This window comes from Rhodococcus sp. OK302 (assembly GCF_002245895.1).
Classification (GTDB): domain Bacteria; phylum Actinomycetota; class Actinomycetes; order Mycobacteriales; family Mycobacteriaceae; genus Rhodococcus_F.
The window spans coordinates 2,957,404-2,972,790 of sequence record NZ_NPJZ01000001.1; the positions used below are offsets into that span (position 1 = coordinate 2,957,404).

At 62.2% G+C, this 15,387-nt stretch carries 14 protein-coding genes; 10 read left to right on the forward strand and 4 right to left on the reverse strand.

The genetic code is table 11. The features are described from left to right. The first annotated feature begins 3 nt into the window (after positions 1 to 3). The 3 genes from BDB13_RS13575 to secA all read left to right on the forward strand — a co-directional run bounded on the left by BDB13_RS13575 (position 4) and on the right by secA (position 4,533). A complete protein-coding gene (locus tag BDB13_RS13575; RefSeq protein WP_176459576.1) occupies positions 4 to 705 on the forward strand; it encodes a ComF family protein in 702 nt (233 codons plus the stop codon). Between the two features lie 175 nt (positions 706 to 880). Beyond that, positions 881 to 1,561, forward strand: coding sequence for a ribosome hibernation-promoting factor, HPF/YfiA family (gene hpf / locus BDB13_RS13580; protein ID WP_094272105.1), 681 nt, complete (start codon positions 881 to 883; stop codon positions 1,559 to 1,561). A gap of 131 nt (positions 1,562 to 1,692) precedes the next feature. After that, positions 1,693 to 4,533, forward strand: a complete 2,841-nt coding sequence (gene secA, locus BDB13_RS13585) for a preprotein translocase subunit SecA (protein ID WP_094272106.1) — start codon at positions 1,693 to 1,695, stop codon at positions 4,531 to 4,533. Between the two features lie 61 nt (positions 4,534 to 4,594). On the opposite strand, the gene BDB13_RS13590 is transcribed toward secA, so the two are convergent. After that, positions 4,595 to 5,146, reverse strand: a complete 552-nt coding sequence (locus tag BDB13_RS13590) for an Rv3235 family protein (protein ID WP_254922812.1) — start codon at positions 5,144 to 5,146, stop codon at positions 4,595 to 4,597. Positions 5,147 to 5,254: 108 nt separating this feature from the next. Here BDB13_RS13590 and BDB13_RS13595 point away from each other — a divergent pair, with 108 nt between their 5' ends. The 6 genes from BDB13_RS13595 to BDB13_RS13620 all read left to right on the forward strand — a co-directional run bounded on the left by BDB13_RS13595 (position 5,255) and on the right by BDB13_RS13620 (position 11,476). Further along, complete coding sequence (locus tag BDB13_RS13595; RefSeq protein WP_094272108.1) at positions 5,255 to 5,665, forward strand: HAD-IA family hydrolase; 411 nt, start codon at positions 5,255 to 5,257, stop codon at positions 5,663 to 5,665. Further along, positions 5,659 to 7,068, forward strand: coding sequence for a WS/DGAT/MGAT family O-acyltransferase (locus tag BDB13_RS13600; protein ID WP_094272109.1), 1,410 nt, complete (start codon positions 5,659 to 5,661; stop codon positions 7,066 to 7,068). The genes BDB13_RS13595 and BDB13_RS13600 overlap by 7 nt, the downstream gene beginning before the upstream one ends. A 40-nt stretch (positions 7,069 to 7,108) precedes the next feature. After that, positions 7,109 to 7,603, forward strand: coding sequence for a DUF6912 family protein (locus BDB13_RS13605; protein ID WP_094272110.1), 495 nt, complete (start codon positions 7,109 to 7,111; stop codon positions 7,601 to 7,603). Between the two features lie 102 nt (positions 7,604 to 7,705). Then, positions 7,706 to 8,824, forward strand: a complete 1,119-nt coding sequence (locus BDB13_RS13610; protein ID WP_094272111.1) for a ferredoxin reductase — start codon at positions 7,706 to 7,708, stop codon at positions 8,822 to 8,824. 24 nt (positions 8,825 to 8,848) lie between these two features. Continuing rightward, positions 8,849 to 10,111: a fatty acid desaturase family protein gene (locus BDB13_RS13615; RefSeq protein ID WP_094272112.1), complete on the forward strand. Its 1,263-nt coding sequence runs from the start codon at positions 8,849 to 8,851 to the stop codon at positions 10,109 to 10,111. A 123-nt stretch (positions 10,112 to 10,234) separates the two neighbouring features. Continuing rightward, positions 10,235 to 11,476 carry a fatty acid desaturase family protein gene (locus BDB13_RS13620; protein ID WP_094272113.1) on the forward strand — a complete coding sequence of 414 codons (1,242 nt, stop codon included), beginning with the start codon at positions 10,235 to 10,237 and terminating at the stop codon, positions 11,474 to 11,476. A 61-nt stretch (positions 11,477 to 11,537) separates the two neighbouring features. On the opposite strand, the gene rsgA is transcribed toward BDB13_RS13620, so the two are convergent. Further along, the gene (rsgA, locus tag BDB13_RS13625) at positions 11,538 to 12,527 is read right to left on the reverse strand and encodes a ribosome small subunit-dependent GTPase A (RefSeq protein WP_094272114.1); all 990 of its coding nucleotides are present in this window, start codon (positions 12,525 to 12,527) and stop codon (positions 11,538 to 11,540) included. Then, entirely contained in the window at positions 12,524 to 13,831 is a 1,308-nt protein-coding gene (aroA, locus tag BDB13_RS13630) for a 3-phosphoshikimate 1-carboxyvinyltransferase (protein ID WP_094272115.1), read from the reverse strand. Before aroA ends, rsgA begins: the two co-directional genes overlap by 4 nt. 49 nt (positions 13,832 to 13,880) lie before the next feature. Here aroA and BDB13_RS13635 point away from each other — a divergent pair, with 49 nt between their 5' ends. Then, positions 13,881 to 14,633: an SOS response-associated peptidase gene (locus BDB13_RS13635; RefSeq protein WP_094272116.1), complete on the forward strand. Its 753-nt coding sequence runs from the start codon at positions 13,881 to 13,883 to the stop codon at positions 14,631 to 14,633. Here the strand turns inward: BDB13_RS13635 and BDB13_RS13640 are convergent. Further along, positions 14,630 to 15,343, reverse strand: a complete 714-nt coding sequence (locus BDB13_RS13640; RefSeq protein WP_094272117.1) for an SIMPL domain-containing protein — start codon at positions 15,341 to 15,343, stop codon at positions 14,630 to 14,632. The two genes, BDB13_RS13635 and BDB13_RS13640, sit on opposite strands and share 4 nt — an antisense overlap. Positions 15,344 to 15,387: the final 44 nt, after the last annotated feature.

Genomic DNA, 15,387 nt, shown 5'->3' on the forward strand with positions numbered 1-15,387 from the left:
TCCATGGGGGAATTCGCGTTTCGTGATCTGGGAAAACTGGGCGGTGCGGCGCTCGATCTTGTCCTGCCACGAGAATGTGGGGGGTGCGGCAGGCCAGGCGAGCAGTGGTGCGACACGTGTGCCGGCGAGCTTCGGGACCATCCGATCCGACTGACTCCGAGAGTCGATCCCGGGGTGCCGGCGTGGGCGCTCGGGCGCTACAGCGGCCCGAGGCGCCGCAGCGTGATCGAGATGAAGGAACGTGGCCGACGAGACCTCGTCGGGCCTCTGGGAGCTGCGGTGGCGGCTGCGATGACGTGTCTCAACCGGTGGGGTGAGCTTGATTTCGATTCCGAGCGGCCCGTGGTTCTGATTCCGGCGCCGTCGCGCTCGCGGGCCGCGCGTTCTCGAGGTGGAGATCCGGTCCGAAAGATCGCGCGCGCAGCGGTCGGTGCCCTGCCGACGGACTGCGGCGAGGTTCGGTCGGGTTTGGTCATGTCACGTGGCGTCCGGGATTCGGTAGGGCTGTCGGCCGCGGACCGAGCTACCAATGTGGCGGGAGGGATCTCGGTCACGGTGGCATTGGACGAGCTGGCGGGCAGAGACGTCGACGTGGTCCTTCTCGACGATGTTCTGACGACGGGAGCGACTGCGGCAGAGTCGATTCGGGTGCTCGGCCAACACGGAATCCGGACAACCTTCGCACTCGTTGTTGCGGGCGTTTGAATGAATTTCAGGCGAACAGTGGCACTCGCGCGAATTACGTACTAGCGTCGGCGACACACCCGAAAATACAGGTGGGAGGTGGTACTTCAATCCTGGTGCCGGGCGGATCCCCTCTCGGTACTTGAAACACCTGCTGCCGCCCAACTTTGGGCGGAGCCGTAATTGGGAGGTACGAGTGACGACCCCTTCGCAAGCCTCGTTTTTCATCGAGGACGCCACCACCGAGCGTTCCGAAAAATCCGCCGTTCCGAAATCCGACATCGTCCTGACCGGACGCAACGTCGAGATACCCGATCACTTCCGAGTTTATGTCTCGGACAAACTGGCGCGACTCGAACACTTCGACCCCTCCATCTTTCGTTTCAACGTCGAACTCCAACATGAGCGCAACCCGCGGCAGTCGAAGACCGCTCAGCGCGTCGAGATCACGGCCCGAGGCAAAGGTCCCGTAGCGCGAGCAGAAGCCTCTGCCGACAGCTTCTACGCGGCGTTCGAGGCTGTCATCGCGAAACTCGAGAATCGACTAAGGCGCACCAAGGGCCGTAAGCGCGTCAGCTACGGCGACAAGCGCCCGGTTTCGGTTTCCGAAGCGACGGCGCCGCTCGCACTCGAAACCGCGCCGACGATGGAGACGGATATCTCGCTCAACGGCCAGGAACTCGAGGCCTACGACGGTCCCGGCCAGGTAGTGCGAGTGAAGGACCACCCGGCTGAACCGATGCTGATCGACGATGCGTTGTACGAGATGGAATTGGTCGGACACGACTTCTTCCTCTTCCACGACAAGGAGTCGGATAAACCGTCCGTCGTCTACCGTCGGCATGCGTTCGACTACGGGTTGATACGCCTGACATGACCGATCTATAGGTGGGTTGCCTCGCAACTCGGCCTTAGCGCCTACCATGGAATCCGGCCGGGGTTTTCGGACTTCGGCCGGATTTCACTGTGTAGCCCATTTGTTGCCGAAGATTGAGGACGAACAAGACTGTGCCGTCGCTGTCGCTATCGAAGCTGCTCCGTGTTGGTGAAGGTCGCATGGTCAAGCGACTCAAGCACATTGCTGACCATGTCGAATCGCTGTCGCCCGAGGTAGAGGGCCTGACAGATGATCAACTCAAGGCCAAGACCGTCGAATTCCGCGAGCGCTATGCCGCTGGCGAGACCCTCGACGAGTTGCTCCCCGAGGCATTCGCCGTGGCGCGTGAAGCGTCGTGGCGCGTGATCGATCAGAAGCACTTCCACGTGCAGATCATGGGTGGAGCGGCCCTGCACTTCGGCAACGTCGCGGAAATGAAGACCGGTGAGGGCAAGACCCTGACCTGTGTGCTGCCCGCGTATCTCAACGCGATCGCCGGTGACGGCGTCCACGTCGTCACAGTCAACGATTACCTCGCCAAGCGTGACTCCGAGTGGATGGGCCGTGTCCACCGCTCACTCGGACTCGAGACCAGCGTGATCCTGTCCGGCATGACGCCGGCCGAACGTCGGGTCGCGTACGCCTGCGACATCACCTACGGCACCAACAACGAGTTCGGTTTCGACTACCTCCGCGACAACATGACACACTCGCTGGACGATCTGGTCCAGCGTGGCCACGCGTTTGCCATCGTCGACGAGGTCGACTCGATTCTCATCGACGAGGCCCGTACCCCGCTGATCATCTCCGGCCCCGCCGACGGTTCGAGCAAGTGGTACAGCGAGTTCGCGCGTATCGCGCCGCTGCTGAAGAAGGACGTCCACTACGAGGTGGACATCCGCAAGCGCACGATCGGTGTGCACGAAGCCGGCGTCGAACTGGTCGAGGATCAGCTCGGCATCGACAATCTGTACGAGGCTGCCAACTCGCCGCTGGTGAGTTACCTCAACAACGCCATCAAGGCGAAAGAGCTCTACAACAAGGACAAGGACTACATCGTCCGCGACGGTGAGGTCATCATCGTCGACGAGTTCACCGGTCGCGTGTTGGTCGGTCGTCGATACAACGAGGGCATGCACCAGGCCATCGAGGCCAAGGAAAAGGTCGAGATCAAGGCCGAGAACCAGACTCTCGCCACGATCACCCTGCAGAACTACTTCCGGCTCTACGAAAAACTGTCCGGCATGACCGGTACCGCCGAGACCGAGGCAGCTGAGCTGCACCAGACGTACACCCTCGGCGTGATCCCCATTCCGACCAACCGTCCGATGATTCGTGTCGACAACGGCGACCTCATCTACAAGACCGAGGAAGCCAAGTTCGACGCAGTTGTCGACGACGTCGTGGAACGGCACGAGAACGGTCAGCCGGTTCTGATCGGTACCACCAGCGTCGAGCGCTCGGAGTACCTGTCCAAGCAGTTCACCAAGCGCGGTGTGGCGCACAACGTTCTCAACGCCAAGTTCCACGAGAAGGAAGCGACCATCATCGCCGAGGCCGGTCGATCCGGCGCGGTGACGGTTGCCACCAACATGGCTGGTCGCGGTACGGACGTTGTGCTGGGCGGTAACCCGGACATCATCGCCGACATCGCGCTCCGTAGCCAGGGCCTCGACCCGGTCACCACGCCGGAAGAATACGAGGCGGCGTGGGACGACATCTTGGTCAAGGTCAAGACCGACGTCAAGGAAGACGCGGAGAAGGTGCGCGCTGCCGGTGGTCTCTACGTGCTGGGCACCGAGCGCCATGAATCGCGTCGTATCGACAACCAGCTTCGTGGTCGTTCCGGTCGCCAGGGCGACCCGGGCGAATCCCGGTTCTACCTCTCCCTCGGTGACGAGCTCATGCGCCGCTTCAACGGTTCTGCGCTCGAGTCGATCATGACGCGTCTCAACCTGCCCGACGACGTTCCGATCGAAGCGAAGATGGTCTCCAAGGCGATCAAGAGCGCGCAGACTCAGGTCGAGCAGCAGAACTTCGAGATCCGTAAAAATGTCCTCAAGTACGACGAGGTCATGAACCAGCAGCGCACCGTCATCTACAAGGAACGTCGCCAGATCCTCGAAGGTGAGGACATGGAGGGTCAGGTCGAGCAGATGATCACGGACGTGGTCACTGCGTACGTCGACGGTGCCACGGCCGAGGGTTACGTCGAGGACTGGGATCTCGAACAGCTGTGGACGGCCCTCAAGACGCTGTACCCGGTCGGGATCGACCACAAGAAGCTGGCCGGGGAGGACGGCGCCGGGATCAACAGTGATCTCAGCCGTGACGACCTGCGAACCGCGCTGCTCGAGGACGCTCATGCGGCGTACAAGAAGCGCGAAGCCGATATCGACGCGATCGCCGGCGAGAACGGTATGCGCGAGCTCGAGCGCCGGGTCTTCCTGTCCGTGCTGGACCGCAAGTGGCGTGAGCACCTCTACGAGATGGATTACCTGAAGGAAGGCATCGGCCTGCGTGCGATGGCGCAGCGTGACCCGTTGGTCGAGTACCAGCGTGAGGGTTACGACATGTTCATCGGCATGCTCGACGGTTTGAAGGAGGAGTCCGTGGGATTCCTCTTCAACTTGCAGGTCGAAGCTGCTCCGGCGCAGCCGTCCACCGGTATTTCAGTCACGGCCGGCAGTGCTGCAGCGGCATCGGCGACCGCACCGAAGCCCTTGCCGACGCAGGAAAATGCGGCGGGTTCCAATGGCACGGCAGCGCCGTCGGCGTTGCGCGCAAAGGGACTCGACGACACCGGTCCGTCGCGGCTGACGTACTCCGGTCCCGACGAGGACGGTAAGGCAAAGGCCACGCGGGACGCGGCAGATGATTCCGGTGATGGAGTTTCGCGCCGTGAGCGTCGCGAGGCCGCACGCACCGAGTCGAAGAGCACCAAGGCGCCGAAGTCCAAGCGGAAGCGCTGATTTCCGGAAACTGATTGCCGGAAACTGATTGCCGGAAACCGATTTTCGGAAGGCTGGATAGTCACACCACGTGTAGTGCGGTGACTATCCAGCCTTCTGCGTTTGTGTTCTCGATTCTGGCCGCGATGGCAAAGGTTCGGTTGCCGCGTTGATAGGTGGCGCACACTTCGGCTGCGCTCGGTGAGGCTGCGTGCACGTGAGTCCGGTGGGTTCGGGCGGTGCCGAGGTCGCGGGTCGGATTATCTGAAATGGCAAGGCGCCGTACGAGTTCCAGGACGGTGGGGGATAGTAGAGCTTTGAGGTGCCGGGGGTTTCGTCGTTGATCGAGCACTTCGAGTACGAGGCGCAACGACGTGTTCCAGAAGATGTCGGCGCCGGGTGCAACGGGGTCCGCAGTGACTGTGTCGGTACTTGCGGGCCGAGATGATGAGGTGCGAGACGGTGCGGCGTCGGTGCCGGAAGTGCCGTTGTGCGGCGTCTTGCGTGGGCTGCCCAGTACCCGTTCGGTTCGCGCCGACGGACGCCTGATCGTGACGGAATCAGCGGCTGGTTCGCTGCGCGGTGCAGGCCGAAGAAACCCGTGCGAGCTGTAGTCGATCTCGATGCTGTTCACCTGTTTGTCCCCCCAGACATGGTCGCTCCCCTGAGCGATGGTGAGAAGTATGACACTAATCGGCCGGTGTTGTCGCAGGGATCACCCTGGCCACCTAATGTGAATCGCGTGCGGGGACTTCTGTTGGACGTGGGTGGAGTGCTGTTCGGTCCGGGGTCGGACTTGGACGGCTTGAGTGCGCTTGTGCGCCGGGCCCGGAGCGCGGGTATCGCGACGGGGATTGTGAGCAATGATCCGGGGGGATCGAGTGCTGCGTGGTTGCGGGATCTCGGCGACGGAGTGCTCGTGGACGATGTCGTGTTGTCCGGTGATGTGGAGATGGCCAAGCCGGATGCCGCGATCTACCACCTGGCCGCGCGGCGGCTGGGTCTTCCGCCCGAACTGTGCGTGTTCGTCGACGATCTGGCCGTGAACGTCCGGGGCGCTGTGGCCGTCGGCATGGTCGGGGTCCATCATGTCGATCCCGAGACGACGATCGAGGAATTGTCGATACTGCTTGGATTGGATCAGCCGTGGTGAATCGATTGACGACGCAGGACGCGGCGTTCTATTTTCTCGAAGCCGGGAGCACACCCATGCACGTGGGTTCTCTGGGTGTTTTCCGTCAGTCGGGGACCGGGATCGATCATTCCGAGTTGTTGCGACTGGTCGAGGAGCGACTGAGCCTGGTGCCGCGGTACCGGCAGAAGGTACGCGAGGTAGTGCTGGGATTGGCGCGCCCCGTGTGGGTCGATGATCGCGATTTCGACATCACTTATCACGTACGCCGGTCAGCGCTACCCAAGCCTGGAACTGCGGAGCAGTTGAACGATCTGATTGCCCGGCTGATTTCTCGGCCGTTGGACAATACTCGGCCACTGTGGGAGATGTACCTGGTCGAGGGCTTGTCCGACGATAGATTCGCGATTTTCACGAAGTCGCATTCCGCTTTGGTCGACGGAGAGTCCGCACTCGAGATCAGCCAGGTTCTCTTCGATCAACAGGAGATCCGCCTGCCCGGCGCCGAGGAATTATGGATGCCCGCTCTGCCGCCGAGTGATCTGAAGTTGCTTGTTGGTGCGGTCGCTGACCTGGTGACCAGTCCGGGCGAAGGGGTGGCCCGGGCACGGGCCGCGTTGGGCGACATGACGACGTCGATGACGGAGGCGGTCAGTGCCTTGGGGAAGGTCGCGGCAGTGGTGCGTACGGCTGCCCAGGTGGCCCCCAGCAGTCCGTTGAATGCGCCCATTTCCCGTAACCGTCGACTGGCCGTGGCCAAGACGTCGCTCAACGACTATCGCCGGATCCGGGCGAAGTACGGGTGCGAGATCAACGACGTGATCTTGACGGTTATCGCTGGTGCACTTCGGAATTGGCTGCTCTCGCGCGGTGAGCCGGTTACCGAGGCAAGTATCGTTCGCGCGATGGTGCCGATGTCGGTGTACACCGATGGACCGAACAATCCTGACGCTCCGGATCCGCAGGCGCCGGGTCATGTGTCGTCGTTCTTGGTCGACCTGCCGGTCGGTGAGCCCAATGCGGTGGTCCGGTTGTCGCATGTTGCTCATGCGACTGAGGCGTTTGCTCGTCAGGGCCGGCGGGTGACGGCTCAGACCTTGGTGCGGATGTCCGGGTTTGCGCCGGCAACGTTGCACGCGATGAGTTCACGCGCGGCCGGCAATCTGTCGCAGCGAATGTTCAACCTCATGATCACGAATGCGCCGGGTCCACAGTTCCCTCTCTACCTCGGTGGAGCGCGGATGGAGGATATGTATCCGGTGTCGCCGTTGCTGAAAAATCAGACACTCAGCATTGCCCTGACGTCCTATGACGGCAACGTCTACTACGGTTTGAATGCCGACCGTGACGCGATGTCGGACGTCGACGTGGTGCGTTCGTTGATCTTCGAGTCTCTCGAGGAGTTGACTGACGCCAGTCGGTGAGTGGTATTTCTCGGCGTCGTCTTTCGATGAAGGTGGTCTCATGAGGGTGTACGTACCGGCAACCGTGGAAATCTTGCAGCGGTTGGTGGCCGATCAGGAGTTCGACCCGATGAGTCGAACGGCGTTTGCCGTCACTCCGGCGCTGCGTGAGGCCTATGCGGCGGGTGACGACGACGAGTTGGCCGAGGTCGCGATGGGTGAGGCAGCGCGGGCGTCGTTGCGTTTGATCGCCGGCACCGAGGGGGACGTGACGTTCCGTCGAGCGGTGGTTGCGGCTGACGTCGAGGACGTGAAGTTGCGTCCGGATCTCGACGACGCGGTGGTGCGGTTGGCTGGTCCGGTCACAATGGCGCAGGTGGCATCGGTGCACGTTGACCTCGCCCAGGCCGAACCGGACATCGAGCGTGCTGCCGGAATTGTCGATGCGGCGGATCTCGGCGACGCCGATGCCGAGTTCACTCTCGGTGACGCGGAAGACCACGAATTGGCGTGGTACGCGGTGCAGGAATTGCCGTTCTTGCTCGACCTGCTCTGAAATTTACTACTTTGGAGTAACCTACGGTACCGTAACCTGGTAACCTACGGTACCGTAGGCAGTGATTTCGGTGGGATCTCTAAGCGAGAGGTGGCAGGTCTGATGGGTCTGAAGGACTGGATCGAGGCACCGGCAGCGTCGGTAGTTCCGGCAGCGCGGTCGAAGCTCAATCTGCTGCGCGGTGCAGCGGCGCGGTTGACGACGCCTCTCCTGCCCGACGATTACCTTCACCTGGCAAATCCGCTGTGGTCGGCCCGGGAATTGCGCGGCCGCATCGTCGAGGTGCGCCCGGAAACCCAGGATTCGGCCACTATCGTGATCAAGCCGGGTTGGGGATTCGACTTCAATTACCAGCCGGGCCAGTACATCGGTATCGGCTTGCATGTCGACGGCCGCTGGCACTGGCGGTCGTACTCCCTGACGTCCCCGCCCAACTGGGAAAACAAGAAGATCTCCATCGCGGTCAAGGCGATGCCCGAGGGATTCCTGTCGAGTCACCTCGTCGGTGGCGCTGTCCCGTCGGGCACGATCGTCCGTCTCGCAACGCCGTCGGGCAACTTCGCGTTGCCGGACCCGCCGCCGGAGAAGATTCTGTTCATCACCGCCGGCAGTGGGATCACGCCGGTCATGGGCATGCTGCGCACCATGAACCGTCGTGGGCAGTTGCCTGACGTCATGCACATTCACTCCGCTCCGACGGAGTCCGATGTCATGTTCGCCGATGAACTGACGGCCCTCCATGCCGAGCACGAGGATTTTGTCAGCAAGGTTCAGCTCACTCGCCGCGACGGAAAGTTCAAGCTGAGTTCGCTCGATCAAGTGTGCCCGGACTGGCGTGAACGCCAGACGTGGGCGTGCGGTCCGTTGCCGTTGCTCGACGAGATCGAGGACGTCTGGAAGGCGGAGGGGATCGACGACCGCCTCCATATGGAGCGATTTGCGGTCTCCCGTATCGACGCCGAAGCCGACGGTGGAACGGTCACGTTCGAGAAGTCGGGCAAGACCATCACCGTCGACGGTGCGACGACCCTCCTGGAGGCCGGTGAGAAGTCCGGTGCCCTGATGCCTTTCGGTTGCAGAATGGGTATCTGCCAAACGTGCGTCGTGCCGCTCGTTTCCGGCCATGCGATCGATCTGCGTTCGGGAAAACAGCACGTCGAAGGTGAACGTATACAAACGTGCATCTCAGCCGCCGCGGGCGACTGTACGCTTGACGCATAGCTTCTAGGCACCCGGAGGACCACGGTGGCAATCACCGACATCAAAGAGTTTTCGCACCTCACTGCAGCTGACGTCGAAGCGCTCGGGCGTGAACTTGATCAGATTCGACTCGATATCGAAGACTCCCGAGGAATTCGGGACGCTCGCTATATTCGTCGGGTCATCCGGGTCCAGCGAGCGTTGGAGCTGGGCGGCCGGATGGCGCTGTTCGGGAGCAGGTATCGACCGGCGTGGTTGGCCGGTACAGCTTTGCTGAGCTTGTCCAAGATCATCGAGAACATGGAACTCGGGCACAACGTGATGCACGGGCAGTGGGACTGGATGAACGATCCGGAGATCCACTCGTGCTCGTGGGAGTGGGATCAGACGGGGCCGTCGGAGCACTGGAAGCGTGCTCACAACTATCAGCATCACACGTACACCAACGTCGTCGGTATGGACGACGATCTGGGTTTCGGAATCTTGCGGATGACGCGGGACGAGCCGTGGAAGCCGATCAACCTTCTGCAGCCCGTTGCCAACGTGATTCTGGCGGCGACGTTCGAATGGGGCATCGCCCTGCATGACCTCACGGCGGCGTCCAAGTTGGAAGGCTCCGCGAAGGGGCAGTTGAACTCGCAGGCGAACAAAGACTTCGCGCGCAAGATCTTCCATCAGGTCGGCAAGGATTTTGTACTGTTTCCGGCGCTGACGGGGCCGGCATGGAAGTCGACTCTCACTGCCAACGCGACTGCCAACCTGGTCCGCAATCTGTGGGCGTATGTCGTGATCTTCTGCGGCCATTTCCCTGACGGCGCCGAGAAGTTCACGGTTGCCGAGTTCGAACAGGAAACTCGTCACGAGTGGTACCTGCGTCAGATGCTCGGCAGTGCGAACTTCAACTCCGGCAAGCTCATGGGATTGATGAGCGGCAATCTGAGTTACCAGATCGAACACCATGTCTTCCCGGATCTGCCGAGCAATCGCTATCCGGAGATTGCCGTGAAGATGCGGGCACTGTGTGAGAAGTTCGATCTCCCGTACACAACCGGTTCGTTGTTCAAGCAGTACCTGCTGGCTTTGCGCACCATTCACAAGCTGGCCCTGCCGGACACGTGGTTGATCGCGACGTCGGACCGTGCGCCCGAGACGTCGTCGGAGCTCCGCTTTCGCGAGTCGGGATTCAAGGACGCGGCAATGGCAATGGTCGAAGATCTACGCACGGACCCGGTGACGGGAAAGCGCGTCGGACTGCTGACGGCTCTGAAGTCGCAAGCGCGTTCTCGCATGCCCAAGCGCAAAAAGTGATATAGATTACATCGGGAAAAACCTAACCTACGGTGCCGTAACTTACGCTACAGTAGGTCGTGTCGATTTCGTTCGATATGAACTTGCTCGTTGTAGCCGAACTTACTGCCAGGAGGCCTTCCGATGGCGATTGCCGATGTCAAGGAATATGCGCATCTCACCGAAGCTGACGTCGAAGCGCTCGGTCGTGAACTCGATGCGATCCGCCGCGACATAGAAGATTCGCGCGGCGAGAAGGATGCGCGCTACGTGCGCAACGTGATTCGGTTGCAGCGTTCCCTCGAGGTCAGCGGTCGCGCGATCCTCTTCGCCAGCCGCAAGCGGCCGGCCTGGTTGCTCGGTGCCGGCGTTCTCGGCGTTGCCAAGATCATCGAGAACATGGAACTCGGCCACAACGTGATGCACGGTCAGTGGGACTGGATGAACGATCCGGAGATCCACTCCAGCTCGTGGGAATGGGACGTCAACGGCCCGTCCGCGCACTGGAAGCAGACGCACAACTTCCTGCACCACAAGTACACCAACGTGTTGGGCATGGACGACGACGTCGGATACGGACTGCTCCGTGTCACGCGTGACCAGCGGTGGAAGCCCTTCAATGCCGGCAACATCGCCTACAACACGCTCCTGGCTCTTTTCTTCGAGTGGGGTATCGCGGCTCAGCACCTCGAGCTCGGCAAGGCGGCCAAGGGTCGCACCGACATGGAGGACACGCGTCGTAAGTTGCGTGAGGTGGGCGAGAAGATCGGCAAGCAGCTGGTCAAGGATTACGTCGTCTACCCGGCACTGACCGGCCCGGCATGGAAGAGCACTCTCAGTGCCAACTTCACCGCCAACATCATTCGTAACCTGTGGACCAACGCGATCATCTTCTGTGGACACTTCCCGGACGGTGCCGAGAAGTTCACCAAGGCAGACATCGACGGCGAGTCGCAGGCGCAGTGGTACCTGCGTCAGATGCTCGGCAGCGCAAACATCGACGGCGGCAAGGCCATGGACTTCATGTCCGGCAACCTCAGCTACCAGATCGAGCATCACCTGTTCCCGGACCTGCCGAGTAATCGCTACAAGGACATCGCGGTCAAGGTTCGTGAGCTCACGGACAAGTACGACCTGCCGTACACCACGGGGCCTTTCCTCGTGCAGTACGGCAAGTCGTGGCGCACCATCGCCAAGCTCTCACTGCCCAACAAGTACCTCAAGGACACCGTCGACAACGCTCCGGAAACGGCGTCGGAGTTGATGTTCGAGGGCAACGCCACGTTGACGGTCGATCCGGTCACCGGCCGCGCCAGTGGCCTCAAGAGTGCCATCGCCCGTAAGCGTAAGGGCGGAAAGCTGCGGAGCCTGCTCGGCCTGCGCTGATCCGCTTCACAATCCGAAGAAAACAGCCCGACATCGCACAAGGCGATGTCGGGCTGTTTTTTCAGTATTGGTCGTTGGACTTGATCGCCTCGAGGAGTTGGCGCACCGCGATAACTCGCCGGGCGGATTTTCCCTCGAGTAGATCGAGCTTGCACTCGGGGTCGGCCGGGGGTCCGAGGTGCGTGCACCCTCGGGGGCAGTCTTCGATCTGTGCTGCAAGGTCGGAGAACGCCGCCACCACATTCTCGGGGGAGATGTGGGCGAGACCGAACGAGCGGATGCCCGGTGTGTCGATCACCCAACCGCCACCGGCCAGGGGGAGTGCCACCGACTGCGTCGACGTGTGACGACCTTTGCCGACGCCGGAGACGATGCCGACTGCTCGATTCGCATCGGGGACAAGACGATTCACCAGCGTCGATTTGCCGACGCCCGAGTGGCCGATCAGTGCCGTCAGCTTGTTGTTCAAGATTGCGGTGAGTTCGTCGAGCGGATCGTCGCGGCCGGCAACAACAACCTGGATATCGAGATCGGAAAACGTACTGGCAAATTCTTCCGGTGGTTCGAGGTCGCTCTTGGTCAGACACACGATGGGCGTCAGGCCGCCCACGTACGCCGCGACCAGTGCGCGTTCGACAAAGCCGGTGCGCGGCGGCGGATCAGCCAGGGCCACCACGATCAGCAGCTGCTGTGCGTTGGCGACCACGATCCGTTCGAAGGGGTCGGTGTCGTCGGCGGTGCGGCGGAGTACCGTCGAGCGCTCGGAGACTCGGATGATCCGAGCGAGGGTATCGGTTTTTCCGGACAGATCGCCGACGATGTCAACCTGATCGCCGACGACGATCGGTGTGCGGCCCAGTTCGCGGGCACGCATCGTCACGATCAGTCGGTTGGGGTCACCGCCCAGGACACAACCCCAGCGGCCGCGATCCTTGGAGACCACCATCCCCGATTCGGCGGACAGATGCTCGGGGCGAGTCTTGGTACGGGGGCGTGATCCGCGGCCGGGGCGGACCCGGACGTCGGACTCGTCGTACTGCCGCTTACTCAGAAGCTTGCCTTACGTGCGGAGTGATCGAGCATGTCGGTCCACATGCCCTCGAAGCCCGGCAGCGTTTTTGCTGTTGTCGCGACGTCATCCACTTCGACGCCGTCGACCACCAGGCCGATGATGGCGCCGGCCGTGGCCATGCGGTGGTCTGCGTACGAGAGCCATTGTCCACCATGAAGTTTCGCAGGAACGATGGTCAGTCCGTCCTCGGTTTCGGTGACGGAACCGCCCAACTTGTTGATCTCGTCGGCGAGTGCGGCCAGGCGATCCGTCTCGTGGCCGCGAAGGTGGGCGATGCCGCGGAGGTGAGACGTTCCCTCGGCGAGTGCTGCGAGCGCCGCAACCGTCGGGGTGAGTTCGCCGACGTCGTGCAGATCGATGTCGATGCCGCGCAACGTTTCCGGGCCCCGCACTGTCAGGATGCCGTCGGCAAGAGTGACGTCGGCTCCCATCGAGATGAGGATCTCGCGGATCGCATCGCCGGGCTGAGTGGTCGACGACGGCCACAGTGGAACACTGACGGTTCCGCCGGTAACTGCTGCTGCCGCCAAGAACGGTGTGGCATTGGACAAGTCGGGTTCGATGGCCCAGTCGACTGCGCGCACGGGTCCGGGTTCGACACGCCAGGTGTCAGCCTCGCCGCCGGTGGCCGGGGTCGTGACGGACACGCCCGCCTCGCGGAGCATCGAGGTGGTCATGTCGATGTGCGGCATCGACGGGACAGGCTTGCCGCTGTGCTGAACGGTGACGCCTTCCTCGAATGCGGCAGCGGAGAGCAGTAGTCCGGAGACGAACTGTGAGGAACCGGAAGCGTCGATCGTGACGGTTCCGCCGCGCAGAGAACCGGTGCCGGTCACGGTGAAGGGGAGGGCGTCGCCCTCGATCTGTGCGCCCAATCCGCGCAGTGCCTCGAGGATGGTGTCGAGCGGCCGCGTCCGGGCCTGCTCGTCGCCGTCGAAGCGAACGACGCCGTCGGCCATGGAGGCCAGGGGCGGGAGGAAACGCATGACCGTGCCGGCGAGCCCGCAGTCGACGTCTCCGCCGCGGAGCGGTCCGGGAGTGATGCGCAAGGTGCTGGGGCTGCCCGCTTCTTCGATACCGATACCGAGATCACGCAGCGCTGCGATCATGAGGTCCGCATCACGGCTGCGGAGAGCGCCGGTGAGCGTGGACGGACCGTCCGCCAGAGCCGCCAGAATCAGGGCTCGATTGGTGATGGACTTCGATCCGGGCAGCGTCACCACTGCGTCGATCGGCGTTTGGGCTAGAGGGGCGCTCCACAGACTCAGACTCACAGGGTCCATCTTCTCTTATCAGTGGGGGAATGGTCGAAACCGTGCCACTCTGGGTGTCATGTGCGGAAGGTATGCGACCACAGCGGACCCGGCGAGCTTGGCTGTCGAACTTGATGCGCTCGACGAGACGGACCATTCGTCGGAGGCGTCGGCGGACTTCAATGTCGCTCCCACGACCACGGTGCTGACCGTCGTCGAGCGTCATGACCGGGACAATCCCGACAGTGATGCAGTCAAGCGGATACGGCAGATGCGGTGGGGTTTGGTGCCGTCCTGGACCAAGGAACTCGGCAAGGGCCCGGTGCTGTTCAATGCGCGGGCCGATTCACTGGCCGAGAAGCCGGCTTTTCGGACGGCATTCAAATACAAACGATGCCTGGTTCCGATGGACGGCTGGTACGAGTGGCAGACCGAACCGCAGGGCGGCAAGAAGGTCGCAAAGATTCCGTACTACATGCACCCCGGGGACGGATCGAGGCTGTTCATGGCCGGGGTGTGGTCGGCATGGCGGAATCCGGCCGCTGAGAATGCGGATCCGGTCCTGAGCTGCTCGATTGTCACCGTCGATTCGCTCGGCCACCTCGAACAGGTCCACGACCGGATGCCGCTGGCCCTGCCGCGTGATCGCTGGGCAGCGTGGCTCGACCCGGATCACGGCGCAGACCCGGCGCTACTCGAACCGATTCCCGATCTGTTTTCCGGAATCGAGATCGATCGAGTCCGGCCCCTGGTCAACAGCGTCAAGAACAACGGACGCGAGTTGATCGAGCCGGACGTCGACCGTGCCGGAGAGCAGATCAGCCTGCTTTAGCTCAGCGCCCAGGTAATAGTGACCTCGAAGGACACCTGTTGGGTGCCGGGAGCGAGAACCATGTCGTAGGCGCTGGGGCTCCGCATCATGGAATTGGTGTCCATGTTCTGGTTACCCGTGGTGTTGTGAGCTTCCGTGATGGTGACGACGTTCGACAGCGATGTGCCGGACAGGTCCGCGTACTGCTCGGCTCGGGTCTTCGCGTCCTCGAAAGCGCGGGTGCGAGCATCGGCAAGGAGTTTGGAATCGTCGTCGATGTCGAAGGCGACGGTATTCAGACGGGCCGCATTGCCGCCGGCGGCAATTCCCGCGTCCAGTACGCCCGATGCTTTGCCCAGATCACGGACGATAATCCGGACCGAATTGATTGCGCGGTAGCCCGTCAGGTTTACGCCGCCTGCGTCGTACTGCGGTTGGATGGACAGATCGCTCGTCCGGATATCGTCGGTAGCCACGCCCGCAGCGACCATTGCGTCGATCATCGCGCGCGCTTTCTCGTTCGATTGTGACACCGCGCCGCTGACGTCGGGCGCACCGACGTCGACACCGATGACGGCGGTCAAGATGTCCGGAGCCCCGCGAACCTCGCCGGTCCCGACGACGGTGACTTCCTTCGCCGAAGTGTCGGAACTTCCGCAGGCAGTCAGTGAAACGGTCAGTGCCGCAGTCGCTGTCAGGAGGGCAAACGCTGTTCGTCGTGTTGTCCGCATGATTTCAGACCGTACTGCCCGTTTAGTGGGAATGGGGCAAAACG